Annotated in this window: 24 protein-coding genes and 1 riboswitch; of the genes, 12 read left to right on the forward strand and 12 right to left on the reverse strand. The window is 51.5% G+C overall.

Features of this window, described 5'->3' with window-relative positions; genetic code table 11:
* Positions 1 to 163: 163 nt before the first annotated feature.
* From groL to DFR42_RS21175, 3 genes are all read right to left on the reverse strand, one after another.
* Positions 164 to 1,813 carry a chaperonin GroEL gene (gene groL, locus DFR42_RS21165; protein WP_110257031.1) on the reverse strand — a complete coding sequence of 550 codons (1,650 nt, stop codon included), beginning with the start codon at positions 1,811 to 1,813 and terminating at the stop codon, positions 164 to 166.
* A 41-nt stretch (positions 1,814 to 1,854) separates the two neighbouring features.
* On the reverse strand, positions 1,855 to 2,145 hold the full coding sequence (groES, locus tag DFR42_RS21170; RefSeq protein WP_110257032.1) for a co-chaperone GroES: 291 nt from the start codon (positions 2,143 to 2,145) through the stop codon (positions 1,855 to 1,857).
* A 424-nt stretch (positions 2,146 to 2,569) separates the two neighbouring features.
* The gene (locus DFR42_RS21175; protein ID WP_211324378.1) at positions 2,570 to 4,984 is read right to left on the reverse strand and encodes a phosphocholine-specific phospholipase C; all 2,415 of its coding nucleotides are present in this window, start codon (positions 4,982 to 4,984) and stop codon (positions 2,570 to 2,572) included.
* Between the two features lie 227 nt (positions 4,985 to 5,211).
* Between DFR42_RS21175 and coaE the strand changes: the two genes are divergently transcribed.
* The 4 genes from coaE (at position 5,212) to DFR42_RS21195 (ending at position 9,764) form a co-directional block, all read left to right on the forward strand.
* Complete coding sequence (gene coaE / locus DFR42_RS21180; protein ID WP_110257033.1) at positions 5,212 to 5,856, forward strand: dephospho-CoA kinase; 645 nt, start codon at positions 5,212 to 5,214, stop codon at positions 5,854 to 5,856.
* Positions 5,853 to 6,998 carry a pantetheine-phosphate adenylyltransferase gene (gene coaD, locus DFR42_RS21185; protein WP_110257034.1) on the forward strand — a complete coding sequence of 382 codons (1,146 nt, stop codon included), beginning with the start codon at positions 5,853 to 5,855 and terminating at the stop codon, positions 6,996 to 6,998. Before coaE ends, coaD begins: the two co-directional genes overlap by 4 nt.
* A 292-nt stretch (positions 6,999 to 7,290) precedes the next feature.
* Positions 7,291 to 8,454: an ABC transporter substrate-binding protein gene (locus DFR42_RS21190; protein WP_245937039.1), complete on the forward strand. Its 1,164-nt coding sequence runs from the start codon at positions 7,291 to 7,293 to the stop codon at positions 8,452 to 8,454.
* On the forward strand, positions 8,451 to 9,764 hold the full coding sequence (locus DFR42_RS21195; protein WP_110257035.1) for a sensor domain-containing diguanylate cyclase: 1,314 nt from the start codon (positions 8,451 to 8,453) through the stop codon (positions 9,762 to 9,764). The genes DFR42_RS21190 and DFR42_RS21195 overlap by 4 nt, the downstream gene beginning before the upstream one ends.
* Here DFR42_RS21195 and DFR42_RS21200 read toward each other — a convergent pair.
* Positions 9,748 to 10,656, reverse strand: coding sequence for a LysR family transcriptional regulator ArgP (locus tag DFR42_RS21200; RefSeq protein ID WP_110257036.1), 909 nt, complete (start codon positions 10,654 to 10,656; stop codon positions 9,748 to 9,750). The two genes, DFR42_RS21195 and DFR42_RS21200, sit on opposite strands and share 17 nt — an antisense overlap.
* A gap of 125 nt (positions 10,657 to 10,781) precedes the next feature.
* Between DFR42_RS21200 and DFR42_RS21205 the strand changes: the two genes are divergently transcribed.
* From DFR42_RS21205 to DFR42_RS21220, 4 genes are all read left to right on the forward strand, one after another.
* Entirely contained in the window at positions 10,782 to 11,387 is a 606-nt protein-coding gene (locus DFR42_RS21205; protein ID WP_342766855.1) for a LysE/ArgO family amino acid transporter, read from the forward strand.
* Between the two features lie 44 nt (positions 11,388 to 11,431).
* Positions 11,432 to 11,812, forward strand: a complete 381-nt coding sequence (locus DFR42_RS21210) for a hypothetical protein (protein ID WP_110257038.1) — start codon at positions 11,432 to 11,434, stop codon at positions 11,810 to 11,812.
* 219 nt (positions 11,813 to 12,031) lie between these two features.
* A complete protein-coding gene (locus DFR42_RS21215) occupies positions 12,032 to 13,441 on the forward strand; it encodes a TolC family protein (RefSeq protein ID WP_110257039.1) in 1,410 nt (469 codons plus the stop codon).
* Positions 13,442 to 13,466: 25 nt separating this feature from the next.
* On the forward strand, positions 13,467 to 14,900 hold the full coding sequence (locus DFR42_RS21220) for a multicopper oxidase family protein (protein ID WP_110257040.1): 1,434 nt from the start codon (positions 13,467 to 13,469) through the stop codon (positions 14,898 to 14,900).
* A 95-nt stretch (positions 14,901 to 14,995) separates the two neighbouring features.
* On the opposite strand, the gene DFR42_RS21225 is transcribed toward DFR42_RS21220, so the two are convergent.
* On the reverse strand, positions 14,996 to 17,620 hold the full coding sequence (locus DFR42_RS21225) for a S53 family peptidase (protein ID WP_245937043.1): 2,625 nt from the start codon (positions 17,618 to 17,620) through the stop codon (positions 14,996 to 14,998).
* Between the two features lie 84 nt (positions 17,621 to 17,704).
* Positions 17,705 to 17,791, reverse strand: a riboswitch (cyclic di-GMP riboswitch).
* 272 nt (positions 17,792 to 18,063) lie between these two features.
* Here DFR42_RS21225 and DFR42_RS21230 point away from each other — a divergent pair.
* Complete coding sequence (locus DFR42_RS21230) at positions 18,064 to 18,732, forward strand: hypothetical protein (protein ID WP_146218938.1); 669 nt, start codon at positions 18,064 to 18,066, stop codon at positions 18,730 to 18,732.
* Positions 18,733 to 18,910: 178 nt separating this feature from the next.
* On the forward strand, positions 18,911 to 19,417 hold the full coding sequence (locus DFR42_RS21235; RefSeq protein ID WP_245937040.1) for a hypothetical protein: 507 nt from the start codon (positions 18,911 to 18,913) through the stop codon (positions 19,415 to 19,417).
* A 109-nt stretch (positions 19,418 to 19,526) separates the two neighbouring features.
* Here DFR42_RS21235 and DFR42_RS21240 read toward each other — a convergent pair whose 3' ends face one another.
* From DFR42_RS21240 to DFR42_RS21250, 3 genes are read right to left on the reverse strand one after another with little or no spacing between them, the layout of a single operon-like run.
* Positions 19,527 to 20,474: an ankyrin repeat domain-containing protein gene (locus DFR42_RS21240; RefSeq protein ID WP_110257042.1), complete on the reverse strand. Its 948-nt coding sequence runs from the start codon at positions 20,472 to 20,474 to the stop codon at positions 19,527 to 19,529.
* Between the two features lie 10 nt (positions 20,475 to 20,484).
* Complete coding sequence (gene gluQRS, locus DFR42_RS21245; protein WP_110257043.1) at positions 20,485 to 21,369, reverse strand: tRNA glutamyl-Q(34) synthetase GluQRS; 885 nt, start codon at positions 21,367 to 21,369, stop codon at positions 20,485 to 20,487.
* Positions 21,370 to 21,393: 24 nt separating this feature from the next.
* Entirely contained in the window at positions 21,394 to 22,311 is a 918-nt protein-coding gene (locus DFR42_RS21250) for a LysR family transcriptional regulator (protein ID WP_110257044.1), read from the reverse strand.
* Positions 22,312 to 22,430: 119 nt separating this feature from the next.
* On the opposite strand from DFR42_RS21250, the gene DFR42_RS21255 reads away from it, so the two are divergent.
* A complete protein-coding gene (locus tag DFR42_RS21255; protein WP_110257045.1) occupies positions 22,431 to 23,132 on the forward strand; it encodes a pirin family protein in 702 nt (233 codons plus the stop codon).
* Positions 23,133 to 23,221: 89 nt separating this feature from the next.
* On the forward strand, positions 23,222 to 23,791 hold the full coding sequence (locus DFR42_RS21260; RefSeq protein WP_110257046.1) for a flavodoxin family protein: 570 nt from the start codon (positions 23,222 to 23,224) through the stop codon (positions 23,789 to 23,791).
* Positions 23,792 to 24,364: 573 nt separating this feature from the next.
* Here the strand turns inward: DFR42_RS21260 and DFR42_RS21270 are convergent.
* The 4 genes from DFR42_RS21270 to DFR42_RS21285 form a co-directional block, all read right to left on the reverse strand.
* Complete coding sequence (locus DFR42_RS21270) at positions 24,365 to 25,297, reverse strand: alpha/beta hydrolase (RefSeq protein ID WP_170133616.1); 933 nt, start codon at positions 25,295 to 25,297, stop codon at positions 24,365 to 24,367.
* Positions 25,298 to 25,503: 206 nt separating this feature from the next.
* Positions 25,504 to 25,908, reverse strand: a complete 405-nt coding sequence (locus tag DFR42_RS21275; RefSeq protein WP_110257049.1) for a VOC family protein — start codon at positions 25,906 to 25,908, stop codon at positions 25,504 to 25,506.
* A 57-nt stretch (positions 25,909 to 25,965) separates the two neighbouring features.
* On the reverse strand, positions 25,966 to 26,370 hold the full coding sequence (locus DFR42_RS21280) for a VOC family protein (RefSeq protein ID WP_110257050.1): 405 nt from the start codon (positions 26,368 to 26,370) through the stop codon (positions 25,966 to 25,968).
* Between the two features lie 19 nt (positions 26,371 to 26,389).
* Positions 26,390 to 26,740 carry a YciI family protein gene (locus DFR42_RS21285; RefSeq protein WP_110257051.1) on the reverse strand — a complete coding sequence of 117 codons (351 nt, stop codon included), beginning with the start codon at positions 26,738 to 26,740 and terminating at the stop codon, positions 26,390 to 26,392.
* Positions 26,741 to 26,760 lie beyond the last annotated feature (20 nt).

Here is a 26,760-nt window from a genome sequence, read left to right on the forward strand (position 1 = left end):
TAGCAGCTAGTAGAACCTGTTTATGATCTGTAGCGAGCGGGCGTCAGCGGGGTGAAGAGCAGCGCAAAAAGCGGAATGTACTTAAGTACATGAGCATTTTGAGCAGCGCATGAGCCCCACATAAGCAACAACCGCGCTCGCGCTTAAGATCGTGAACGGGTTCTTACATCATGCCGCCCATGCCACCCATACCGCCCATACCACCCATATCACCACCACCCATTGCTGGTTTGTCTTCAGACAATTCAGCAACCAGAGCGTCAGTAGTCAGGATCAGGCCAGCAACAGACGCTGCATTTTGCAATGCAGAGCGAGTTACTTTAGCTGGGTCCAGGATACCCATTTCTATCATGTCGCCGTATGTGTCATTGGCAGCATTAAAGCCGTAGTTGCCTTTGCCATTGATGATGGCGTTAACAACAACGCTAGGTTCGCCACCGGCGTTAGCAACGATTTCACGCAGAGGTGCTTCGATTGCTTTCAGAACCAGTTTGATACCTGCTTCTTGATCTGGATTGTCGCCTTTGATGTCGCCAGCAGCTTGACGTGCGCGCAGCAGGGCAACGCCACCGCCAGGAACAACGCCTTCTTCTACGGCAGCGCGAGTTGCGTGCAGAGCATCTTCAACGCGTGCTTTTTTCTCTTTCATTTCAACTTCAGTTGCAGCACCAACCTTGATCACAGCAACGCCGCCTGCCAGTTTGGCAACGCGTTCTTGCAGTTTTTCACGGTCGTAGTCAGAAGTTGCTTCTTCGATTTGCGCGCGGATTTGTTTAACGCGTGCTTCGATACCTACAGCCTGGCCAGCGCCATCGATCACTGTCGTGTTTTCTTTGCCGATTTCGATGCGTTTAGCTTGACCCAGATCAGCCAGAGTTGCTTTTTCCAGTGTCAGGCCAACTTCTTCAGCAATCACTTGACCACCGGTCAGGATAGCGATGTCTTCCAGCATGGCTTTGCGACGGTCACCGAAGCCTGGAGCTTTAACAGCTGCAGTTTTCAGGATGCCACGGATGTTGTTCACAACCAGAGTTGCCAGCGCTTCGCCGTCTACATCTTCAGCGATGATCAGCAGTGGGCGACCGGATTTTGCAACTTGTTCCAACACTGGCAGCAGGTCACGGATGTTCGAGATTTTTTTGTCGAACAACAGGATGAACGGATTTTCCAGGATAACGGATTGTTTTTCTGGATTGTTGATGAAGTATGGTGACAGATAGCCACGGTCAAACTGCATACCTTCAACGATGTCGAGTTCGTTGTCCAGGGATTTGCCGTCTTCAACAGTGATCACGCCTTCTTTACCGACTTTGTCCATTGCTTTGGCAATGATGTCGCCGATGTTTGCATCGGAGTTAGCGGAAATGGAACCAACTTGAGCGATTTCTTTGTTGGTTGTTGTTGGCTTGGACAGAGTTTTGATTTCAGCAACGATGGCTGTCACCGCTTTGTCGATACCGCGTTTCAAGTCAGTTGGGTTGAAGCCAGCTGCTACATATTTGAAACCTTCGCGAACGATGGCTTGTGCCAGAACTGTCGCTGTCGTTGTACCGTCACCAGCGTTGTCAGAAGTGCGGGAAGCCACTTCTTTCACCAGTTGTGCACCCATGTTTTCCAGCTTGTCTTTCAGTTCGATCTCTTTAGCAACTGAGACACCGTCTTTGGTTACTGTAGGCGCGCCGAAAGAGCGTTCCAGAACAACGTTACGGCCTTTAGGGCCCAGAGTTACTTTAACTGCGTTCGCCAGGATGTTGACGCCATTGACGATTTTCGCACGTGCGTCATCACCAAAAATTACTTGTTTAGCTGCCATATTAATTCTCCGAATTCTTTAATTGATATCGTGGATGTCGATTACTTCTGTACGACCGCGAAGATATCTTCTTCACGCATCACCAGAACTTCGTTGCCGTCAACTTTGACAGCCTGACCAGAATATTTACCGAACAAAACGCGGTCGCCGACTTTGACGTCCAGGGCGCGCACAGTACCGTTGTCCAGCAATTTGCCAGGACCAACAGCCAGTACTTCACCTTGATCTGGCTTTTCAGCAGCAGCGTCAGGCAGAACGATACCGGATGCGGTTTTTGTTTCTTGATCCAGGCGTTTCACGATCAGGCGATCATGCAGGGGACGAAGGTTCATACAAGCTCCTTTAAATTTGCGAGTAATTACTATTGGAATTCAATTAAGCTGGGGAAAGACTTTGTTAGCACTCTCTCCCAACGAGTGCTAAGTATATGGGCGGGGGATATGCTTTTCAAGAGCTAAAAAATGAGTAAACTAATATTTCTTTAATAATCAGTGGTTTAGCTGCAATTTTGTATGCCTGCTTATGGGCTTGTTTAGGGCTTGTTTTCATTAACCTGGTAGATTTATCAACTGTGTTTGGGATGAATATAAAGAGTAGATGCTAAATCGACAATTATCTTGAGGGGTTTTGACGTGCTACTAGTATTGCTGCTTTGAAATGATTGTGCTTTTGGAAGCATTGCGTCGATATTTCCAAAAACATGAAGCTGGCAAACCAAGTAAATCTTTATTTACCTGGCTTTTCATTTCAACAGTCTCAGGCAATAGTCACTGCCAGCGAACTGGTCAGCGGTGTATAAGCATCATTGTATAAATACCAGACCGCATAATTGCCGCTGGCCAGGTTGGCCGTATTGAGTGTCAGACTACCCTGCGCATTGCCTGCATATTGCCAGACCAATGAATTGACCGTACCAGGCACTGCACCGGCTGCGTACACGCCTATCCAGTTTTTGGCATTGACCTGGGCTTGCGGTACGGCATAAGAGACGACAAGATTGCTGCCGCGTGTGATGCGTGGGGTGGCCGTGCTCAGGCGGGCTTCATTGCGGCTGCCGCCTATCAGTGGATCCGTGCGGTTATTGTTGCTAGTACCGCTTGCCGCTTCCACATGGCCTGCAATCCTGCGCAAAAACTGAGTATCGACATTGCTGGTGATACTGAAGTCGTACCAGCCAAAACTATTGATCAATGGATATTCCAGGCGCAAGCTTTGTCCACCGGTGAGTGAGTGGCTGCTTTTGAGATTGCCATAGGCATTGTCACTGATGGTGAAAGTGCAAGCTTGTGCATTATCGATATTGGATAAGGTCAGTACCAGTTTGCCGGTAGTGTTGTCATGCACAGCCAGTATCTCAGGCTTGATGACTGCACTGGTGCTGCCAGCCCATTCGCGCATGAAACCATTCGGTCCATAGGCATTGAGGTGATAGGTATCGCTGCTCCAGTTCCAGATTTCTTTCTGTATCTGCTTGCCTGCTTCAACGGTGTAATACCAGGGGCCGTCTGAGCGCACTTTTGAATACACGATAAACGCAGCACCAGCCGTGCCAGCATTGCTGAAGCCTACTTCTAGTTGCTTGCTGGTATTGAGCTTTGCCTGTGCCGTCAGCAGGTAAGGCAGGCGGCAGGCCGGGCGTGGGCCTTGTGCAGCCTGATATGCTTCCTGGCGCGGCTGTATCTGGATGGCTGGTGGCACCGGATAGGGTTTGCCATTGACCGGGACGTAGGCTGCTGTTTTTGGCACTGTCGCGGGCCAGTTCTGGTCTGGTGATTTGAAATCAAAAGCAGAAGTCAAATCGCCACAGACTGTACGCCTCCACGGCGATATCTGCTTGCAACTGACGGCGGCCCTGTCCTTGCCCAGACCGTTCACCAGCCATTCTTCAAGAAAACGCAGCTTGGAAGTGTGATCAAAAACCTGGGAGCATACTTTACCACCCTTGCTCCAGGGTGAAATCACCAGCATGGGGACGCGAGGCCCCAGGCCGACCGGCTCAGTACCGTATTTTTCATAGACACCATTGTCTGCCAGGGTAGAACGGCCCATGGCTGCGGTAATGGGTGGGATATGAGGCGGAACATGGTCAAAGAAACCATCGTTTTCGTCATACATCAACAAAAACACGGTCTTGGCCCAGACTTCAGGCTCTGCCACCAGGGCCGCCAGCAATCTGGCCGTCAGGTTTTCACCTGCATTGGGGGAATTCGGCGAATGCTCGGTGTAATCATTGGGCGCGCATATCCATGATACTTGTGGCAGGCGCTTGTTACGCACGTCATTGGCAAAGGCACTGACCAGGCCATCACCTTTGCTGCCACCTACACTGGCACCGGGTGCCAGACTGCGGGCTTTCTGGTACAGCGGCGAGTTGCTGCTCAATCTGCTACCGTCTGCATTGACGCGGAAATTCTTGAAATAGGCGAGGTAGTTATCGCCATAGTTATCCCATTCCTGGTAGACCTTCCAGCTGACCTGACTGGCTTCCAGCACTTCTGCATAGGTTTGCCAGTTGGGGGCACTGGCTGTGACAGCGGCAGAGACATTGTCATTGGCCGGGTCGCCATTGTAATAACCCTTGGCATCAATGTTATACAGGCTGCCCATGGCACCTATCCAGCCCTGGCTTGTTCCAGTCAATGAATACATGCGGTTGGGGTCGGTCGCACCGAAGATAGAGCAATGATAAGCATCGCAAATCGTGAAGGCGTCTGCCAGTGCGTAATAAAACGGCAGGTCACCACGGTCGAAATAACCCATGGTTTGCACGGTCTTCTGGCTGACCCAGGCATTCCAGCCTTGCCAGGTTTGCTGCGAGCCTTTCCATGAATGATTGGTGCCCACGGACAGGGCGCTGGTGTTCTTGGCATCGAAATGAAAAGGCAGGACGCTGCCACCGGCAGGATTGGGTTGCTGCCAGACTGGCGCACCATTTGGTAGACTGATGGCGCGCGGGTCTTCAAAGCCACGTACACCGGCGAGCGTGCCAAAGTAATGATCAAAGGAGCGGTTTTCCTGCATGAAAATCACCACATGGCCAACATCGGCCAGCGTACCAGTGGCATTGTTTGCGGGGACAGCAAGAGCTTGCTGTATCACCCCTGGCAACATGCTGGCACCCGCACTTGCGGCTGAAAACTGCAGAAACTTTCTCCGGCTGTCAGAAATCATTGCTCTTCCTTTTTTATCAAGTATAGCTTTGTCAGTGTAGATGTGGTCGCATAATATATTTGTAATATGTCGGAGATATGACAGCGCCAGCTTGACCATGCGAGTCGGCCTTGGTGGCAAGCAATCATATTTTTTAATTTGGTTAAATGACCAAAATAAGCTTGCGGTTTGAGTGTTGGTGTATTAATCTCTCAATATTGGTTGATTAACCAGTATTGGAGATTGACATGGGTTCTGCTCTCATTTCCGCTGCTGACAAAGTCAGGCCGCCTCGTGTGGTGCTACTGACTGGTGGCATGGGCTGCGGCAAATCCAGTGCTGCGGCTGCTTTTCTCAAGCTGGGCGTGCCAGTGATTGATGCAGACCTGGTGGCGCGCGCAATACATCAGGATAGCCAGCATCCGGTAATGGCCCACATCGCTCAGGCATTGCCGCAATTGCTGACAGAAGATGGTTGCCTGCGGCGCGGCATCTTGCGCACAGTGCTGGCCACCGATAGTCATGTCAATCGTTGCTTGCGGAATTTGCTGCAACCATACGTAATGCAAGCCATGCGGCAATGGACTTTGCAGCAAACAGCCGCTTATGTCATTTGGGAATCGGCACTGCTGCCTGATGAAGTTGATGGCTTGCTGTACGATAGCGTCTTGCTATTGCAGGCCGATGAAGAAACACGTATGCAGCGGATACGTCTTCGTAATCCAGACTGGACTGAAATCGAGATCCGGCAGGTTTTCAATATGCAGGCAGATGAATATGCTTTCCGGGAACAAGCCCATACCCTGATGGTCAATCAGGGTAGCAGCGAAGAATTGAGCAGGCTGGTCTTGCAGCAGCATCTTATTTATAAGTCACACTGGGATAACAAATGAAAAAAATCGCATTCTCTGGCACTCTTGATCCCATCACCAATGGTCACCTGTGGGTGATACAAGAGGCACGTGCACTGGCAGATGAGGTCGTGGTTTTCATTTCTGAAAATCCTGGCAAGAAGCCGCAGTTTTCTGCCCCTGAGCGCAAGGACATCATTGAACGCAGTGTGGCTGAATGCGGCTGGGATAATGTCAGTGTCGTCATTGTCAAAGGCGATTACACAGCCCGCGCTGCCAAGCGCCACGGCATAGAGTATCTGGTGCGCGGCATACGTAATACCTCAGACTTCGATTATGAAAACCTGATACAGCAAACCAATGTCGATGTGCTCGACGGTGCCAAGACTATCTTCGTCATGCCGCCACGTGATCTTGGTTCTGTCAGTTCCAGTTTTGTGCGTGCCTTGCAAGGGCCAGTGGGCTGGCACTGGACAGTAAAAAAATTCATGCCCGTGCCAGCTTATATCGCCTGGATCAAAAGCTGGTTGCGCACTGACTGGCAAAAACTCTGGGAAGGCGAGGCCGGTGTTGACAGTGCCAAGCTGGACCACTGGTTTGATTATCTGACTGGTGATGATGCCTATGGCGCTACACGCCGCACTTATCATAATCTTGATCATCTTGTGCATGGCCTGAGCGAAATCTCGGCCTGGGCGAGCAATACTGGTGCTGCCAAAGCAGATGTGGCGATATTGAAAAAAGCATTCTGGTTTCATGATGCTGTCTATGGTGGCAAGCACGCTGATCTGTCGAATGAAGAGCAAAGCGCCAGGCTGTGGCTGGATGCAGCTTTGGGTACGCAACACCTGCAAGAGGTGGCAGATCTCATACGCGTGACTGACCACTTCCAGAGCGCCAGCCTCGTGCATCTTTTGAAAGACGCCATGCTGAGTGTTGACCTCGCAATTCTGGGGCAAGCTGCAGATACTTATGATGCCTATGCTGCCGCTGTCAGGATGGAGTATGACGAAGTGGAAGAAGATGCGTATCGTGCTGGCCGGGGGCGAGTCTTGAGTTATTTTGTAAGCCTGGCCGAAACAGGCAAGCTGTTCACCGACGCCTGGTTTGCTGATTTGTATACCAGCCAGGCCATCATCAATCTCAAGCGTGAAAAAGCGCAATTAGAGAAACAGAGTTCCTAATTATGTAGGAGCGGCTTTAGCCGCGAACATTTTTCCCTGGCCGCCACTTTGTCGTTGCGGCCATTTTTATGGGCTTGGAAATTCGCGGCTGAAGCCGCTCCTACGGGATTTCAGCGGAGCGGTGTGCACTGGCGCATAAATGTGATTTTTTGTGAAGTAAGCAACTTTTTTTCTTCAAAACCGCCAAAATAGAGTCTGACAAAAAACCTGTATGCCTGCAAATTTATGGATTTGCGGGCAGGTGATGACTTATGCGATCTGCAGTGCTTACATCTGCGGTATTCACTAAGGCATGATCGAATGCCCTGAGGCGGATATGTGGATTTATCGTTTGATGCTTGGCCTGATGCTTGGCCTGATTATCGGCTGTATGTTTTTCGTACCTGCTGCAGTGATGGCCATGACTGTGACCTTTCTCAATCCTGGCCGGTCGGATGAAGTGTATTGGGTGACTGCCAATAATTGCATGATGGCTGCGGCCCACAATCTGGGCATGCAACTGGAAATCATCTATGTCGAGCGCGATCATTTAAAAACCCTGGAGCTGGCAAAAAAAATTGCAGCGCGGCCTGTCAGCGCCCGGCCTGACTATGTGATTCTGTCCAATGACTATGCCGTCGGTGCCGAAGCCATGCGCATACTTGATGCCGCCCATATCAAAACCTTTTTTGCTTATAGTGGTTTTAGTGATGCCGGTGAACGTGACAAAGTTGGCCTGCCGCGGCAAATCTATAAAGGCTGGCTAGGTGGACTGGAGCCTCGTGCCGGAGATGCTGGTTATCTGACTGCTCGTGCGCTGATACAGCGTGGCATGGCAGAAAAACTGATGGGGGCTGACGGTAAATTACATATGCTGGCGATAGCAGGTGACAGGTCAACCACCACTTCTTATAAGCGCAACGAAGGCATGCGTCGCGCCGTTGCCGAAGCAAAAAATGTCGTCATCGACCAGGTGATTTACGCTGACTGGAATCGAGCCAAGGCGCAGGAGCAAAGTACCTGGCTGTATCAGCGTTATCCAGATACAAGGCTGGTCTGGGCAGGCAATGACTTGATGGCCTTTGGTGCCATGGAGAGCTGGCGTGCCCGCGGTGGCAAGCCTGGGCGGGACGCTTATTTCAGTGGCATCAATACTTCATCCGAAGCTTTCACGGCTTTGGAATCAGGCAGCCTGAGCTCGCTGGCGGGTGGTCATTTCATCACAGGGGCATTCAGCCTGGTGATGCTGTACGACTACCATCACGGCAAGGATTTTGCTGATGAAGGCCTCGAACTTGAGAGATCGATGTTTATCCTGTTCACTCCTCACGAAGCCCGTCGCTTCCAGTATTTGTTTGGCGCACAGAATTATGAACGGCTGGACTTCAGGCGGTTTAGCAAGGTGCTCAATCCGGCAGCAAAAAAATATGATTTCAGTTTTCGTCAATTATTGAACCAGGCAGACTTACGCAGATGAGCCATACAGCATTGCAACCAATTGCCAGTTTGTTGATACGTCGCGTTTTCAAATGGGTCATTCTGTGTGTCGTGTGCGTCAGCAGCCTGCAAGCCTGGCTGAATTACCGCGCAATAGAAGAGAATTTTGATATGACAGTCAACGATGTCGCACGCGCGCATTTGCCTTTGCTGTCAGTCGCCATCTGGGATATAGAACCGCAAACCATACAAAAGCAAATCGCCCTGATCCTGAAAAACCCAAGTATTGCCTATGTCGCCATCAAGGCCAGTACCGGGCAACATTTTACTGGTGGAGATATCAATCATCTTGTCAGTGGGCAGCATATGGTGTTCGATATACCTGCACCTGCAGATGCCAGCACCTCAGTCGGCAAGGCTGAATTTGTGGTGGACAAGGCAGTGCTGCGTAAGGAGTTATTGCGCAGTTTTATCATCGTCTTCATCGAAGTGGTGATTTTGTCGGTGTTTATCTTCATGGCTGTGGTGGCAATCTTGCGGCGTGACTTGGAAAAACCCATGCGCCAACTGGCAGATTTTGTCAAAAACCTGCAAGCCAACCAGTTGTCGACCAAGCTGGAATTACAACGCAAGCCAGGAAATGGCTATAACGAAATTGACCTCGTCGTCGATGGTTTTTGCACCATGCAAGACAGCCTGCAAAAGCATATCGCCCACCAGGATGCCCTGGTCGCAGAAAGAACCAGCCAGCTTGAAGCAGCCATGAAAAGCCTGAAGCAGCTATCCATCACCGATGGCCTGACTGCTTGTTACAACCGCCTGTTGTTCAATGAACGCATGCCGGCAGAAATACAAAGAGCCGTGCGCTATCAGCGTCATTTGTCCCTGATCTTTTGCGATATAGATTTTTTCAAGAAGGTCAATGATGAGTATGGTCATGCCATCGGTGACCATGTATTGCTGGCCTTCGCAAAAAGCCTGGCAAAAGAATTGCGTGTTGATGTGGACTGGATAGTCCGTTACGGCGGTGAAGAATTTCTCATGGTCTTGCCAGAGACAAATTTGCAGGCAGCGCTGGAAGTGGCAGAGCGGATACGCAGGCAGGTGGAGCAGCATCTCTTCGTTCGCATGCCGGATGGAACAGTCTTGCGGATCACCGCCAGTTTTGGCGTGGCAGAACTGAAAGTCACGGATACCATGGAAAGCCTGGTGCAGCGTGCAGACGAACGCCTTTACGTCGCCAAGTCACAGGGACGTAATCAGGTGCAACCTGCATTCGAGGCTGTTCCCGATGTAATTTCCAAGCCAGTTTTGGAACCGGTTTTACAAGCAATCACGCAACCGGTTTAATCGGTAGCAAACTTGCCCTTGCTTGTCTGACCAGGGTATTTGTCAGACGCGCCAGCCTTGGTGTTTGTACTTTCCAGTGATGCCAGTACAGCGCTACATCCACAGGCCGGTCGGGCATCAGCCTGGTGAGCTTGTCCTGTTCCAGGTTTTTCAGCATCACATCGGGGATGACTCCCCAACCCAGGCCCAGCAGGATGGCGCGGTTGTAGGGCGTTGTCGCGGGTACATAATGGGTGGGATAAGCATTTTCCGGCAAACCAAAATGCTCTAGCAAAATCTGGGCTTGCAATTTGTCCTTGCGATTAAAGGTCAGCACTGGTGCCAGCCTTGCTGTCTCACGTGTCATGCCTTGCGGGAACCAGCGCTGGCAATATGCCTTGCTGGCAATCAGGTGATAACGCATGATCCCCAGTGGCACTGCCTGGCATCCGCGCATGGCTTGCGGCTCTGCCGATATGCAGCCTAGTACCATGCCGCTTTCTAGCAAGTCATGGGTATGGTCCTGGTCATCAATGGCAACATCAAGCAAGATGTTTTCTGCAATCAGGAATTCTGCCAGGGCGGGCAATAGCCAGCTATCCAGGCTGTCGGCATTGACACCCAGCGCAATGCTGATAGCGGCACTTTGCTGGCCCGCAAATTCACTCTGTAAATCCTGCTCCAGTTCTGCCACACGGCGCAAATGTTGCACCAGCTTTTGCCCGGCAGCGGTGGCACGACATGGACGGCTGCGTATCAGCAGGGTATTACCCAACTCCATTTCCAGTGCCTTGATGCGCTGGGAAATGGCCGAGCTGGTCAGGTTCAGGGCCTGCGCAGCTAGTTCCAGGCTGCCATGGTCAATGACACTGAGGAAGGCTTCGCATTGGCGGCTGTCTAGTCTTGTTTGCATGTTTCTTTAAATGCATTCAAAAGTTAATTAAGAAATTTTAATGAATTCGTAAATATTTTAAATTTACTTCATATTAAACCCTTTTTTGTCCAAACTCCCTGCATCAACAAACGGGGAGACAGATGATGTTGGCTTTTATACTCAAGGGCATGGGCATGAGTGCGGGTTTGATCATGGCTATCGGTTCGCAAAATGCGCATGTCTTGCGCATGGGTTTGCGTAAGCAGCATGTGGGTTTGACCGTGATGATCTGCATCGCTTGTGAAATGCTGTTGATACTGGCTGGTGTGGCGGGGATAGGTGGCATGATCAATAGCCAGCCAGTCTTGCTGACGATAGCCCGCTGGGGCGGAGCGGCGTTTTTGATCTGGTACGGCGTGCGCTCTCTGCGGGCTGCCGCCAGTCAGCAAAGCCTGGTGGCTGAAGCGGGGGAGCTAAGCCTGACGGCGGGCAAGGCCGCGCTGGCGGTGCTGGGAGCGACTTTGCTCAACCCCCACACCTATCTGGATACGGTGGTATTGCTGGGTGCCATAGGCGGCCAGCAGCCTGGTGATGGCAAATACTGGTTTGCTGTGGGTGCCATCTTGAACGCCACGATCTGGTTTGCCGCTCTGGGCTTTGGTGCCCGCCTGCTGGCCCCCTGGTTCGCCAAACCCATGGCCTGGCGGGTGCTGGATAGTCTGGTGGGTATTGTGATGTTGATGCTGGCACTCAATTTAATGATGGGTTGATTTGGCCGTTTGTTGAAAAGCCCGAATTGTGATAACTTCGGCACATGAAAAAATCATGGCGTTTATTGATTGCTTGCCTGTTACTGGTACTGCTGCCCCTGCAGGGCTTTGCTGTTGCCAGTAAACTGGGCTGCGCCATGGATATGCCTGTCCAGGCTGATGTTTCTGTTGCCAGTGGCAATGAACACTGCCAGCCAGCCGCTGACGCTGATAATGCCAGCACTAGCACTGATGCCGTGAAGGCCAAAGTGGGCAATCATTGCAAGTCTACTTCCCCCTGTTGCATGGGCATCGCCCTGATGCCTGCTCCTTCAATTTCTGCCTTTATTCCCATGCATGATGATGCCCAGGTGCTGCCGGTCTTGTTGCCAGCATCTGTGGCTGCGCGCATGCTGGAACGTCCTCCCAGGGCTGTTTTTGCCTGAATTAATAGCTTGCGCAGCTTACTTACCTCGTAGACCGTATTAATTCGTAGATTGGGCTACGCCTTATCAGCCCAACACTGGGCGTTGAAATAAGGTAAACGTTTGTTAAGGCCGAGTGTTGGGCTGGTAAACCGTAGCCCAACCTACGAAGCAACCGAACCTGCGACAATCACACGCATTCCCAAATTTGGTAGAACACACTTCATATCGCGAGGACTCATGTCGCACATTCATTACCGATATCTGTTGCCAGCCTTGCTGGCATTGACTGGCTGTGCCAGTTTTGATATCGACCAGAGTACACAAAAAATCAATCAGCAATATCCCGCTTACACCCAGGGGAGGCTGGCACTGGCCAGCACGTCTGCACAGCATAAGGACAGGCAGGACCAGGCAGCGAATTTGCTGCGTGTACCCTTGTCGCAAGATGCAGCCGTACAAATCGCCTTGCTCAATAGCCCGGCCTTGCAAGCCATGCTGGCGCAGCACCAGGCAAGTGGGGCGGATACAGAGCAAGAGGGGCGCATCCAGAATCCTCTCTTTAACTTTGAGCGCAGCCGCCAGTCCGGTGAACTGGAAATTGGCCGCCTGCTGAGTTTTGGCCTGCTCGATTTATTGAGCCTGCCGCAAAGACAAAGCATGGCGCAACATGGCCTGGCGCACGCACAGACGCAGTTAGGTCTGGATGTTATTGCCAGCGTCAGCCAGGTGCGTGTTGCCTGGGTAAAGGCAGTCGCGGCCCAGCAAAGCCTGGAATACGCCAGACAAGTTGGTGAAGCCGCTGATGCCAGTGCCATGCTGGCTGAGCGCATGCTCAAGGCGGGTAACTTCAATAACTTGCAGGCAGCGCGCCAGCAAGCTTTCAAGGCTGATGCCGTGGCCCAGCTCAGCTTTGCCCTTCATGCCAGCCTCGCTGCGCGGGAAGAACTGGTGCGCTTGCTGGGTCTGACAGATGAGCAGGAGAAAACTCTCCGCTTGCCAGAACGCCTGCCTGATTTGCCAGCAACACCACTGGCACCAGAAAGCATAGGCCCGCAAGCCACAAAAAACCGTCTTGATATACAACTGGCCAGGCAAGAACTGGACGCTGCCGCAGCGCGCCAGGGTCTGGGCCTGGTCAGCAGTTTTTCGGATATTGAACTGGGTATCAGGCGCGATACCAATTTTGATGCAGCAGGGCATAGCGAGATCAAACGCGGCTTTGAAGTCAGCCTGAGGTTGCCCTTATTTGACTGGGGCGATGCACAGAGAACAGCGATGAATGCCAAAACCCTGGCCGCCAGTTATCGCCTGCAAGCGACGGTGAATAATGCGGGTTCACATCTGCGCGTCAGCTATTCAGCCTATCGCAGCATGTACGATATTGCCCGCCAATATCGCGACGAAATCCTGCCGCTACGCAAACGTATTTCGGCAGAAAACCAGTTGCGCTATAACGGCATGTTCATCAGCGTGTTTGAACTGCTGGCCGACAGCCGCGAGCAAATTAATAGCGTGCTGGCTGCTATCAATGCAGAACAACAATTCTGGCTGGCAGATGCAGCCTTGCAGGCTGAGCTGATCGGTCGCCCGTCAGCCAGTAATTTGAACCCCGTCAAAGCAACTGCCACGGCAGATGCAGCGCATTGATCACAAGATCTGCGAAGGAAATAGAATGAGTACAAGAAGAGATTTTTTTAAATTGGCAGGTATCACTGGTATCGCCGGTGGCGCACTGGCAGCAAGTACGGTCAGTAAAGTGGCCCTGGCAGCCTTGCCAGAAGCAGTCACACAAACCAGCCCGGACACCATGCCGCCACTGCAGCCTAAAACTGGCCGCCCGTATAATCCGGTGGTAACCCTGAATGGCTGGACCCTGCCATGGCGCATGAATAATGGCGTCAAGGAATTCCATCTCGTGGCAGAACCCGTGGTGCGTGAAATGGCACCTGGCATGAAGGCGCATCTATGGGGTTATAACGGCCAGAGTCCCGGCCCGACAATAGAAGTGGTGGAGGGTGATCGCGTACGCATCTTTGTCACCAACCGTTTGCCAGAACATACCAGCGTTCACTGGCACGGCCAACGCCTGCCGAACGGCATGGATGGTGTATCCGGCCTGACCCAGCCATCAATACAGCCAGGCAAGACCTTTGTCTATGAATTTGTGGCACGCCGCCCCGGCACTTTCATGTACCACCCGCATGCCGATGAAATGACGCAAATGGCCATGGGCATGATGGGTTCATGGATTACCCATCCCAAAAATAAACATCCCCAGATTGATGAAGTGGACAGGGATTTTATCTTCCTGCTCAATGCCTATGATATAGAACCTGGTGCCTACAAGCCCAATATCATGACCATGACAGATTTCAATCTGTGGTCATGGAATAGCCGTATCTTCCCCGGCATCGATACCCTGAATGTACGCAAGAATGACAGGGTCAGGATACGCATAGGCAATCTGACGATGACCAACCACCCCATCCATATTCATGGCCATGAATTTACCGTGACTGGCACAGACGGTGGGCCTGTGCCCAGAACCGCACGCTGGCCTGAGGTAACGACGGATATTGCCGTCGGTCAGATGCGCCAGGTGGAGTTTGTCGCCGATGAAGAGGGCGACTGGTCCTTCCACTGCCATAAGAGCCATCACACCATGAATGCCATGGGTCATAATGTACCGTCAATGATAGGTGTTGATCACAAAGACGTGGCAGGCAAAATCAACAAGCTCATTCCCGCTTACATGACCATGGGGGATAAGGGCATGGCTGACATGGGCGCAATGGAAATGCCCTTGCCGGACAATACCATTCCCATGATGACAGGCGAAGGGCCATTTGGCGGCCTGGAGATGGGCGGCATGTTCAGCGTTGTCAAGGTGCGCAAGGACCAGAAGCCGGGCGACTATAAAGACCCCGGCTGGTATAAGCATCCCCAAGGGACTGTCGCCTATGAATATGGTGGCCCCGTTGGCGAAGCACCGCGTCAGCCTGCCCATGCCCATGCAGGTATGCAGCATGCTGCACATCGTGGTGCGCATACTGCTTCAGAAGTCGAAGTGCAGGTAAGGAAACCGCAGGGACATAGCGGGCATTAAAGTCTGACAAGCTGAAAGAAGAACGGGATCAATTCAATTGATTGATCCCGTTTTTTTGCTTATTTCTTTTATTTCTTTTATTTCGCTTATTTTGCTTACTTCGCCGTAATACTGATAGGCACACTCGCCGTAGCAGTTCTGCCAGCATTATCTGTTGCCGTGATTTTCAAGGTATAGCTGCCAGTAACAGGGCTGGCCCAGCTGGTTGTGATATCCAAGCCACTCATCGCAAAGCTCAGGCCCAGCGGTGCTCCGGTGATGGACACTGAAATCGAGCTTGCACCAGGTGCTGTAATGCTGATCGTGCCCGTCAGCGCCTTACCTGCCACACCTGTCATCGATGTTGGCGCATTGATGCTGATACCGGAAGCTGCAACAGTCAGGCTGATCACGGCCTGGCCACTCAAGCCGGTCTTGCTGTCTTTGGCAATCACGGTGATGAGGTATTTGCCAGCGAGCGGGCTGGTCCAGCTTATCGTACCGGCAGCATTAATACTCATGCCTGCAGGTGCGCTGCTCAGGCTATAGCTGACTGCATTGCTGGCACTGACGACGACATTGTAGGAAAATGCCACACCCGCTACACCGTTGATGCTGGCAGCAGTAACTACAGGTGGCGCTTGCGGTGCAATGACGACAGTGTAGACGGCTTTGCCGCTCAGCCCGGTTTTGCTGTCTGTCGCATTGACTGTGACTGCATACGTGCCAAGGACTGGGGATGACCAGTTCACCAGGCCTGTGCTGTTGATTGTCATGCCTGCAGGTGCACTGCTGAGGCTATAGCTCAGAGGATTAGCCGAACTGGCTGTTACATTGAATGACAGCGGTGTCGCCACTTTGCCATTGATGCTGGCCGCCGTCACAACGGGTGGCAGAGGTGTGGTGATGTTGATGGTATATACGGCCTTGCCACTCAGGCCGGTTTTTGCATCCAGTGCGGTGACAGTCACGGCATAAGAACCTGCCACAGGCGTCACCCAGGTAACTATGCCCGCGCTGGAGATGCTCATACCAGCAGGGTTGCCACCCAGGGTGTAAGTCAGAGGATTGCTGGCTGTTGCCGATACAGTAAAGCTCAGGGCGGTACCAACTTCGCCGCTGATGCTGGCAGAGTTGACCACAGGTGCCGCGACAAGTACCGTGCCATTCAGGGCGCTGACCAGGCTGCTGACATTGGGAGTGCCAAGACCTGTCAACAAGTCATGCCCGGTTTTTGCTGTGCAACTGCTGCAAGTGCCGTTGCTGCCCTTGGCGATATCGGCAAAAGCACTGGCATAAGTACCTGGCACTGTGGCGATTTTGTTGTACAGCACAGCATGTGGTGCGCCCATGACAGGCTTGCCAGCCTGTGCCAAAGTCGCATTGGCGATGGCGATGACGCCAGCCCATTGTGGCGTAGCCAGGCTGGTGCCGCCTGCACTGACCCAGTTCACCGTGCTGCTGCCAGGCGTCATGATGGCGACGTACTGACCAGTATTGGGATCTGCATTCATGGATACATCTGCCACCGCCCTGCGCGCAGGCGTGCCCAGGCCAGGGATGGTATTGGTCTGGTAGCTGGGCGTTGCAGTGTAGGCGCTGACACCGCCGCCGGTATTGGACCAGGCAACTTCTGTCCTGGTTGAACCTGAATACGTCAGGCTGGTACCGCCAACTGCCAGCACATTGGGTGAAACAGCAGGCCATTCAACCGCGGGGCCATTATCACCAGATGCCGCAAGGTAAGTCATTTTTGCAGTGCTGAATGTGCTTTCCACACCTGCAGTCCAGCTGCCTTCACTGGCACCAAAACTCATGGACACTATTCCAGGCCCCATGGCATTTGCCAGACGGATACCACCTACCATATTGCTCATGGAAGAGTCTGCTGCTTCTATCAGGATGATGCGTGCCAGAGGTGCAGTTGCATGTGCCCATTGCACATCCAGCGCAATTTCCGTTGCCCAGCCAGAATCATAGGCGGGCGCTGTGCTGCTCATGCCGCCAGTGCTGGTGCTGAATACCACTGAAAATTCGCAGGCACTGGAAGACGCTGCTGCCAGTGGCAGGCTGGTCGTCACTGGTATGCTTTTCACGGTACAGGCAGGCAGACCAAATTTCTGATTAAAGGCATTCAGTTCTGCAAGGATGTTGGGATCATGTTTTGCGTTGACGACATAAATAGTTTGTCCCGCACCAAACTGCGCAGCTTGTGTAGCAGTCAGGTTGCTCATGCTGGCTGGCAGTGCTGGCAAACCATAGGCTGCTCTGATCTGCGCTGGTGTATAAGTTGATACTTGTGTGGTACCCGCCATCGGCAAGACGTTGTCATTTGCAGGTGCTGGTGCAAGTTGCTGACGTGGCAGTGAACGTATGGCAGATACAGTCAGGCCACGACCACGCACAGTCTGCAGGTCACGTGGCAGGGCTTGCATGGCAACCGGCATATGGGCAGAACGGCTGGCATCTTTTGCATCCAGGTCTGCCGGGGCATCAAGCAGCACCGGTGCCAGATGAAACGTAGGTTGCGTTTCCTGCGTAGCGATATCGTCTGGCAAGACTGGTAATGTGGTTTGCAGTGTGCTGACACCAGTGGCTACTTCTGCTGGTGGCAAAGCGATATTTGCATTTGTGGCTTGGGGACTATCACCGCCACACGCACTGAGCAGGTTGATGGTGAAGAAGATGCTCATCCAGCCAATTGGTTTGAGCAATTTACTGCCTATTTTTTTTGTGGTCATCACGATGCACTCCGATGTAAGCAGAGGGCGGTGATTCGGTAGTCAATAAAGAGCCTGAGCGATCAAACGCCCTGGCATGACATCACCGGTAACCCCGCTGCCATGGCGCATCTGCGCTGTAGGCCGGTAGCTTTGCGTCCTCGCTTTTCAACGAGTTTGCCCTCAAGTTTGGAAATTAAAAATTGCAGTTTCAGGGTATGAATATTCCTTGCCAAAAGGAAGCAAAAAAATGTCAAGGATTGTTGAAATCATGTAGCTAAAACAAGCTTCGATTTCGCTTTAATAACAGAAGTGATTGAAAGTTGTTTTGATGGCTTTTGAATAAAGCAAGAGTGTTAATTTGTAAAATTGTTTCCCATCCAATTTTCTCTCTGGCAGCATGAGCGCCCTTGAACTTTGGTTCAGATTTCTAATTGAGTTAGTAAATTAAATAAAAAATATTGATGAAAATTCTTCCTAAAATTCCACAACTCGGTTTCCTGATTTGTATGGCACTGACTAGTGCAAGTTCACAGGCTGCAAAAATCAGTCTTGATGACTGCGACTTGATTACAGCCAAACCTTTGCGTGCTGATTTTCGGGCATGGCTGAATAAGAACCGCAAACTGGCAGCAGAAGGTAATGCAGAAGCGCAAGCCTATGTCGCAGCGGAGGCAAATAATCGCCTGGCCTGTATCGAAGAAAAAATCACAGAAAAATCAGGCTGGACCATGACCATGAGCAGTGGTGACGGTACTAGTGAAACCACTTCAAATCCAGGCATCCCCAATATCAAGAAAAATCCTGATGCATACGCTGCACTGAAGGATGCGGTCAAATACACCCACCTGGCAGGCGTAAGTGACCCGGCATATCGCGGCATGTCGGCACAACTGGTATTGCGTTATCAATCTGTCTTGCCAGAAGCATTAGAAACTGCCTATGAGGATGTGGCTGGTGCCAATCAACTGGAATGCGTGCTCAAGCGCAAGTTTGGCAAACGTGATGCGCAGTATGCCTGTGCATCACACAGGACCACGCTGGCACAGTTGACGACTAAAGTGCCGGCAGAACGTCGCGCCATTCTTGATCAAAGAGCACAGCAATGGGCAGCGGATTTCCCGGCTAAATAAGTTGCTGCATGTGATGCTTACATTTTTTCATGCTTGTTTTGTGTTGGCTAACGCACAGACTTGATGTGCATGCAGAAGTAAATTCACTCTTGAAGTCAACAGATATGCTTCTCAAACGTTGTAGTGATGTAAGCACTGTATTGCTTCTTTGGTTTACGTAATGGAAATGGAGTACACAATGATTAACATGACATGTAAAAGAGTATTGCTGGCGACCTCTGCATGTGCAGCACTCTTCATGACGGCACAGACGCAGGCACAGGATGTGGGTGTCTCTGTGCAATTCGGACAGCCTGGATTTTATGGCCGTGTTGACGTTGGTAATTTTCCGCAACCTCAGGTTATTTATCGTGAGCCACGCATAGTGGAAAGGGTGAGAGTAGTTGAACCTCCTGTATATCTGGTGGTGCCACCAGGCCACAGAAATAAATGGGAAAAGCATTGCTATCGCTACAATGCCTGTGGCCGCCAAGTATATTTTGTTCAGGAAAACTGGTACAACACCCAGGTAGTACCGCGTTATCGTGATGGTTATTATCGTGACCATAATTACAGACACGATGCTTACCGTCGTGATGAATACAGACGCGATGATCGTCGTAATGACTACAGGCGTGATGACAGGCGCTATGATGAACATGACCGCCATGGACATGGGCGCGGCAGGGAACATCCTGAGCACTGATCCTTAAGGAATTAAGGTAAGAAATAAGGTAATAAATTGAAAGCATAAACAACAAAGGCTGCAATGCAGCCTTTGTTTTATGATGCCCTTACTTCTGTGAATCGGGTGCTTATAAATTATCCCGTATCCAGTCACTACCCACGAGACGTTGTCGCTTGCTATCGAGACGCCATTCGCCTTTTTTCAAGATCGCGATATAGCTGAATTCGCGATCCAGATATCGGGTTTGCAGTTCTTTCTTTTGTTTGCTGATATCTGTCATGCTGAGCAGGCTTTCTGCAGGCTGATAGGCCGGTGGTGTGCTGAAACTGCCGCCATTTCTGCCATAGGGGCGTTCTTTGGGCGTGCAGTAACGTTCAAAAATGGCAGCCATCTCAGCCTGCATGGCTGGCCAGTCATGTACTTTGCTACCCTCGATTATTTTGACATGCTTGCTGGCAGCATCTTTTTCCCACTGGTGCATGGCCAGTATGAAGTGCTGCAGGACTGATGCTGCATTGCTGCTGTCAACGCCTGCATCACCAATGCTGGCAGGCCAGGGCAAATAAACTGGCGCTGCCGGTGGTTCAGGTGTAGTCGCGCCAGCTTGTGCCAGGATGTCGGCAATATGCTGACGCCTGTTTTTCACAGCCATGCTGTAAGCATTGCGGCCATCGCTGCTGAGTGTTCCTGGCTCAACTCCCAGACCCAGGAGAAATTGCACAACTTCTGCATGGCCATTTGCTGCGGCCACCATCAACGCCGTCCAGCCATGTGGTTTGCTGGAAAATCCCACATTTGCACCATGTTCAGCCAGCAGGCGTGCGACAGGTAAATGTCCCTGTGCGCATGCCCACAAAAACGGTGTGTAACTCATGGCTTTGTCAGGTTCGTCGAATTTTGCTGTAAGGGTCAACAAGTGGTGCACGATATCTGCGTGACCATTCAATGCGGCTTCTGCCAATGCTGATCTGCCCGTGCCTTTGTGGATGCTCTCTATTTCGTCGCCTTGTTCCAGGCGAGTGACTAGCTTATCGAATTTGCCTTCGCTGGCAGCTTTGATGAGGTTATGTGACATAGGCAGGCGTTTACTTTTTCGTGTTATCCAGTTTGTTTTTCCAGGCCAGGGTTGCCATGCCCCAGAATTCTTCTTTGCTGCCAATACCTGTACTCAGTTGCAAACCTAAAAAGCTTGCTGCTGGCATCAGGGCATCGTGCAATATATCATTATCGCCCTGATCAAATGCCAGTGCCCCGGTTTGCTTGGACAATTTTTCACCATCTGCATTGGTGACGACAGGTACATGTAAATAAGCTGGCGTGGGCAAGCCCAGCAATTCTTGCAGGTAGATTTGCCGCGCAGTTGAATCTATCAGGTCAGCACCGCGCACCACATGGGTGATGCCTTGTGCAGCATCATCGACTACCACTGCCAACTGATAAGCCCAAAAACCATCAGCGCGCTTCAATACAAAGTCCCCAACTTCGGTCGCCAGGTTTTGCTGCTGCATGCCAGCCAGTCTGTCTTCAAAGCGATAGATTTGATCTGGCACGCGCAAGCGCCAGGCGCGCGCTGCCTTGCCTTCTGCCAGACCGTGACGGCAAGTGCCCGGATAAATCTGGCTGGCTGTTTCACCCAGGCGCAGGCGCGAATCAGCGATTTCCTTGCGTGAACAGGCGCAGGGGTAGAGATTGTCGCCCAGTTTTTGCAAGGCGGCCTCATAAAGGTGCTGACGCTTGCTTTGCCAGTTGATGTCACCATCCCAGAGCATGCCGCTGCGTTGCAGAGATTGGATAATGTGCTGGTCAGCACCTTTAACATTGCGGTCAAAGTCCAGGTCTTCCATGCGCAGCAGCCATAGCCCCTCATGGGCTTTGGCATCCAGATAGCTAGCCATGGCAGCGACTAGTGAACCCATGTGCAAGGGGCCGGTTGGTGAGGGGGCGAAACGTCCTATGTATTTTTGCTTCATCTGTTTTGTTGGCGTGGATGTTCTTCAGTTACCTATCAACATACGTTGCACGACAGGGTCTTGCAACTTCTGTAAAAACCACAGCAGCGCCTTGCCCTTGTTGGCATTACGCCAGACCAGACGGTTATCTTCTGGCGGACGGTGCGCGCTGGTCTTCTTTTCTATCAGCGCACCGCTGCGCAGGTGGGGTAATGCCAGGCGGCGTGGCAAATGCCCACAACCCAGGCCTGCCAGTTGTGCCGCCAGCTTGGCCTGCATGGTGGGCACGGTCAGGGTGTCCTGGCCGCTCAGCAAGCCTGCTGTCATCGATGGCAGGGTCAGGCCAGTATCACCGATAGCTATCGCCCTGTGGGCCTGTAAAATCGCCGGTGTCAGCGGCTCTGCAGCCTCTGCCAGCGCGTGCTGTGGTGCCACGGCAAACACCCATTCCACACTGCCCAGCAAACGGGTCTGGAATTCACCCTGCATGCGTATGGCATCCGGCCCGTAGTAGGCAGCGCCTATCGCCAGGTCAGCACGGCCAGATACCATGGTTTCCCAGACACCAGACAATATCTCCTGGCTGATACGGATACGTGTGCCGCACGCCTGTTGTTCAAATTCCTTGATCAAGGGGATGATATCCTCGAATTGTATGATGCCATCGATGACAATGCGCAACTCTGCCTCCCAGCCGCTGGCGGCGCGTTTGACGCGGTTTTCCAGCTCCTGTGCGGCATTCAGCAAATGCCTGCCTTGCAGTAATAATTCCTCCCCAGCAATGGTCAGCTTGGCCCTGTGGCCACGCCTGTCATATAGCAGCACATCCAGATCTTCTTCCAGCTTGCGTATGCTGTAGGTGATGGCTGAGGGTACTTTATCCAGGGCCGCTGCAGCTGCCGCAAAGCTGCCCTTGCGGTCTATGGCATCGAGGATTTGCAGGGCTTCCAGAGTCAGATTCATGCTTGTTCAAATAATTTGAATGAGTTGTATGAAATTCTACCCTTATGTCGAAGAATTTGCATGTATATAGTGTGTACATCGCCTGAACACATTCTTCAGGAAATTTGAAAGGGACTTATATGATTACGCTCAGACCATCACAAGAACGCGGCCACGCCGAGCACGGCTGGCTGAAATCGCATCATAGTTTTTCTTTTGCAGAATATTACGATCCTCAGCATATGGGTTTTGGCCCCTTGCGCGTGATTAATGACGACTGGATTGCTCCTGCCATGGGCTTTGGTACGCATCCTCACCAGAACATGGAGATCATTACTTATGTGCTTGAAGGTGCGATTGCGCACAAAGACAGCATGGGTAATGGCAGTACGATACGTCCAGGCAATGTGCAGTATATGAGTGCAGGTACTGGTGTGCGCCATTCGGAATTCAACCCGGCCAATAACGAGCACACACGTTTGCTGCAAATCTGGATACAGCCAGACCAATTGGGTGGCGAACCTCTTTACGGTGAAAAAGAATTCAGCCGTGAAGAAAAACAGGGTCGTTTGCGTCTGGTCGTTTCTGGCGATGGCGCTGATGGCTCCATCAAGATCCGCCAGAACGCACGTCTGCAAATTGGCTTGTTTGATGCAGAACAAAAGCAGGAAGTAGCACTGGCAAAGGATCGCCTGACCTATGTCCACGTAGCGCGTGGTGAATTGCAGGTAAATGGCATGGCCTTGAAAGAGGGCGATGCCGTGATGATGTCAGCCGAAGAAAAACTCGTGCTGGAGCAGGGCAAACAGGCAGAAGTACTGGTATTCGATCTGCCACATTAAGCTGAAAAGACAGGCAAATCGCTGGCGAGAAAATACGTCAGTGATTTGTCTTTTTGCGTAAAAACTCAACATCCACACTGGAGTAACACATGTCTAAAGTCGCGATTATCTATCATTCAGGTTATGGCCACACCACCAAGGCCGCAGAAGCAGTCCACGCAGGTGCCGCCGCTGCAGGAGCCGATGCTGAACTCATCAAGATTGACGCCGAAGGCAATATCACAGACGCGCAGTGGGAAACCCTTGCCGCCGCTGATGCTATCGTCTTTGGTTCACCAACCTATATGGGCACAGTATCCTGGCAATTCAAAAAATTCGCCGATGCTTCTTCCAAGCCATGGTATAGCCAGGTCTGGAAAGACAAGATTGCCGCAGGCTTCACCAATTCTGCCACGATGAACGGCGACAAACTGTCCACCCTGCATTACCTGTTCACCCTGTCCCAGCAACACTCCATGATCTGGGTAGGCACAGGCCTGATGCCAGCCAACAGCAAAGCAGCGACACGCAATGACATCAACTACGTCGGCAGCTTTAGTGGCCTGATGACGCAATCCCCATCTGACTCTTCACCAGAAGAAGGCCCACTGCCAGGTGATCTGGAAACGGCGAAATTGTTTGGTAAGCGTATTGCGGAAGTGGCTGCGAAGTTTAAGTGAGATGAGTTGTTGAAGTAAAAAGACCCGCCGGATTGATTGGCGGGTTTTTTTATGAGACTCCGGAACCTTGATTCGCCACCAGCCTAAGGAATATGAAAGCAGGTGGTGTTGACGTTGATGTTGACGTTGTTTTTGACTTTTGCAGTTCCCATGTGTCGATGCCTTTGCTGCAAGGCAGAAAATGGAAAAAGAAGGATCGATGTTTGAGCGCAGCGAGTTTTCGAGCCTTCCCATTTTTTGTCTTGCAGCAAAGGGAACCCCCATCAGGGGGCAGCGACGCCTGGGTCGCCTTCTTTTGCATTCTTTTCTTGGCGAGACAAGAAAAGAATGTAGCTGTCGGGCTACCCCCGACCTGCAATCGTCAATGACTTGTGATCGCACTTAAAAACTCCAATACGCAATCACGATGAATCTGAACTAATTCTTGAAATAGCTTACACGAACGCCACTGGATTCCAGCTAAAAGCACGCTGGAATGACGACTTTGAGATTGCTGTAACTCGGCCAATGCAATATTGCACAAACAATCCAAATAATGGTCGCTTTACAGCATACACGTAGCAAAAATGCCGCCTACAGCTTCTCCTTCAAAAATTCTAATAATCGCGGTGCCAAATATCCAGAATCACTCCCAGGGATTTTGATAGGCTCAGAAGCCCAATAATGCCCCGCATTTTTCAGTACAACAGAACTCACAGAAAAGCCCGCCTGCTTCAATGCATGCATGAAAGCCATCGACTGCTCTTTCGGATCAACAAATTTATCCTTCGCCCCCCAGCTCAACAAAAACTGTGTTTGATTATTATCCCGCGTCACATACGACAGCGGTGATGCCTCAACATAGATTTTACGGTTATCAATCAGACTGCTACCCAGGAATCCCTGAGCAATATTATTGTCAGGGTAGTAGCGATTCGAATGTTCCCATTTTGCTGTCAAATCGTAACTGCCATAAATACCTACGCATACCTTGACCTTTGTGGTGGGATTCATGCCATCCGAGAACGGCGGTTGATCACCAGCCAGCGCGACGATAGAGGCTAGCTGCGCTCCGGCAGAATCACCCATCAGGCCCATGCGCTCAGGATCGAGCTGGTAAGTCGCTGCCTGCTGCCGCAAAAATTGCACAGCAGTGCGCACATCATGCACTGCTGTCGGGTAGAGATTGGTCTTGTCTTTCACAAGGCGATAATTGACCGCAAATACGGCATAGCCACTTTTTGCCAGATAGGGGCCCCAGTGTTTATACAGACTGGCATCGGCAAACCGCCAGTCGCCACCATGCACTGCGATCAATACGGGATGCTTTCCGTCTCCCCTGGGGCGGTATAAATCACCGGTCAGCACTTCATCACCAATACGCTGGTAGACGATACCTTGTTGAATATCATAGCCTGCATCTGGCATGGCCGCATATGCAGAAGCGGCCGTCAGCAGGCTCAGCGTGATACAGTTGATCAGACGATATAAAAAAGAGGTGAAGTTTGTCCGGCCAAGAATTTTCATTTTATATTTCCCACGACATGAAGGGGTTTGCATAGAGATATTCAAGTATGCCGCGCCAGAAAAGAGAGGTGGCAGACAGTGTGACCAAGCCATAGTTTGCCGTGACGAATTGCGTGGAAGTGAAAATGAACACGCATAAAAAAACCGCCTGAAGAAACAGGCGGTTTGGTAATTCATCTGGTAAATCGGGTTCAGCTCATACAGATTTACTGGCACTCACCTTCAGCTACCATGTGCACCAATTCCCATACATGACCATCGATATCGTGGAAGCCGTGCCCATACATGAAACCATGATCTATTGGTTCTTTTGGTACGGTGGCACCCGCTGCTTTTGCTTTGGCGACAAGGCTGTCTACATGTTCGCGGCTGTCGCAAGACAGGCAGTTCAATACTTCAGTGCGTTCACGCGCATCGCTGATAGGTTTGTTGGTGAAGCCGGCAAAGAACTCTTCTACCAGTAACATGACGAACAGGTTGTCTCCCATCACCATGCAGGCACCCTGGTCATTGGTGAATTTGGCTTCAAACCTATAACCCAGGCTGCTCCAGAATTCCTTGGAGCGAGGCAGGTCCTTGACCGACAGATTTACAAAAATTTGCTTATGCATTTTGTCTTCCTTTAATTTGTTGTGCTGATGTGCGCAGACTCATTGAGTTGTGCCGTCTTATTTACTTTCAGCTTCAGGGACCCAGGCGCAGCAATTCCAGCCATGGCCATCAAGATCATAGAAGCCTTGCGCATACATGAAGCCATGGTCTTCCGCTTCGTCAGGGATGGTGGCACCGGCTGCCCTGGCTTTGGCAATGAGGGTATCAACATGCTCGCGGTTGTCACAAGAGAGTGCATGCAAAACTTCTACACGTTCATGCGCATCGCAGACGGGTTTGTGGGCGAAACTGGCAAAGAGGTCTTCTACCAGCAACATGACCAGGATGCTTTCACCCATGATGATGCAGGCGGATTTTTCACCGCTAAATTTTGAGTCGAAGCTATAACCCAGGCTGCTCCAGAATTCCTTGGCACGGGCCAGGTCTTTAACAGGCAGGTTGACAAAAATTTGCTTGTGCATGTCGTTCTCCTTTAATTTGCTAGGTAGCTGCAGCAGTTGGCAAGTCCAGGGCGCGCACCGGGCGTACTTCTATGCTGCCATGCTGGGCTGGCGGGATTTTTGAAGCCAGTTGTATGGCTTCATTCAAATCCCTGGCATCGATAAGATAAAAGCCAGCCAGCATTTCCTTGGTTTCAGCAAATGGACCATCGGTAACCGACAATTGCCCATTCCTTACCCTGACCGTTGTGGCTGTGTGTACCGGATGCAGGGGTTCTGCTGCCAGCATGTGACCACTGTCCAGCAAGCCCTGAGCATACACAGCACACTTTTCGTCAGGGCAGGCACTCCAGTGCTCATTGTCGAGATACACCAGACATAGGTATTTCATAGTGGCTCCAGCAAGGATGG

Origin of the sequence: Undibacterium pigrum (genome assembly GCF_003201815.1) — a bacterium.
Taxonomy (GTDB): Bacteria; Pseudomonadota; Gammaproteobacteria; order Burkholderiales; family Burkholderiaceae_D; genus Undibacterium; species Undibacterium pigrum.

Coding starts and splice junctions, on each gene's coding strand:
- groL (WP_110257031.1), bottom strand. CDS start 1,813: ATGGCAGCTAAACAAGTAATTTTTGGTGATGACGCACGTGCGAAAATC.
- groES (WP_110257032.1), bottom strand. CDS start 2,145: ATGAACCTTCGTCCCCTGCATGATCGCCTGATCGTGAAACGCCTGGAT.
- DFR42_RS21175 (WP_211324378.1), bottom strand. CDS start 4,984: ATGATTTCTGACAGCCGGAGAAAGTTTCTGCAGTTTTCAGCCGCAAGT.
- coaE (WP_110257033.1), top strand. CDS start 5,212: ATGGGTTCTGCTCTCATTTCCGCTGCTGACAAAGTCAGGCCGCCTCGT.
- coaD (WP_110257034.1), top strand. CDS start 5,853: ATGAAAAAAATCGCATTCTCTGGCACTCTTGATCCCATCACCAATGGT.
- DFR42_RS21190 (WP_245937039.1), top strand. CDS start 7,291: ATGATCGAATGCCCTGAGGCGGATATGTGGATTTATCGTTTGATGCTT.
- DFR42_RS21195 (WP_110257035.1), top strand. CDS start 8,451: ATGAGCCATACAGCATTGCAACCAATTGCCAGTTTGTTGATACGTCGC.
- DFR42_RS21200 (WP_110257036.1), bottom strand. CDS start 10,656: ATGCAAACAAGACTAGACAGCCGCCAATGCGAAGCCTTCCTCAGTGTC.
- DFR42_RS21205 (WP_342766855.1), top strand. CDS start 10,782: ATGTTGGCTTTTATACTCAAGGGCATGGGCATGAGTGCGGGTTTGATC.
- DFR42_RS21210 (WP_110257038.1), top strand. CDS start 11,432: ATGAAAAAATCATGGCGTTTATTGATTGCTTGCCTGTTACTGGTACTG.
- DFR42_RS21215 (WP_110257039.1), top strand. CDS start 12,032: ATGTCGCACATTCATTACCGATATCTGTTGCCAGCCTTGCTGGCATTG.
- DFR42_RS21220 (WP_110257040.1), top strand. CDS start 13,467: ATGAGTACAAGAAGAGATTTTTTTAAATTGGCAGGTATCACTGGTATC.
- DFR42_RS21225 (WP_245937043.1), bottom strand. CDS start 17,620: ATGACCACAAAAAAAATAGGCAGTAAATTGCTCAAACCAATTGGCTGG.
- DFR42_RS21230 (WP_146218938.1), top strand. CDS start 18,064: ATGAAAATTCTTCCTAAAATTCCACAACTCGGTTTCCTGATTTGTATG.
- DFR42_RS21235 (WP_245937040.1), top strand. CDS start 18,911: ATGATTAACATGACATGTAAAAGAGTATTGCTGGCGACCTCTGCATGT.
- DFR42_RS21240 (WP_110257042.1), bottom strand. CDS start 20,474: ATGTCACATAACCTCATCAAAGCTGCCAGCGAAGGCAAATTCGATAAG.
- gluQRS (WP_110257043.1), bottom strand. CDS start 21,369: ATGAAGCAAAAATACATAGGACGTTTCGCCCCCTCACCAACCGGCCCC.
- DFR42_RS21250 (WP_110257044.1), bottom strand. CDS start 22,311: ATGAATCTGACTCTGGAAGCCCTGCAAATCCTCGATGCCATAGACCGC.
- DFR42_RS21255 (WP_110257045.1), top strand. CDS start 22,431: ATGATTACGCTCAGACCATCACAAGAACGCGGCCACGCCGAGCACGGC.
- DFR42_RS21260 (WP_110257046.1), top strand. CDS start 23,222: ATGTCTAAAGTCGCGATTATCTATCATTCAGGTTATGGCCACACCACC.
- DFR42_RS21270 (WP_170133616.1), bottom strand. CDS start 25,297: ATGAAAATTCTTGGCCGGACAAACTTCACCTCTTTTTTATATCGTCTG.
- DFR42_RS21275 (WP_110257049.1), bottom strand. CDS start 25,908: ATGCATAAGCAAATTTTTGTAAATCTGTCGGTCAAGGACCTGCCTCGC.
- DFR42_RS21280 (WP_110257050.1), bottom strand. CDS start 26,370: ATGCACAAGCAAATTTTTGTCAACCTGCCTGTTAAAGACCTGGCCCGT.
- DFR42_RS21285 (WP_110257051.1), bottom strand. CDS start 26,740: ATGAAATACCTATGTCTGGTGTATCTCGACAATGAGCACTGGAGTGCC.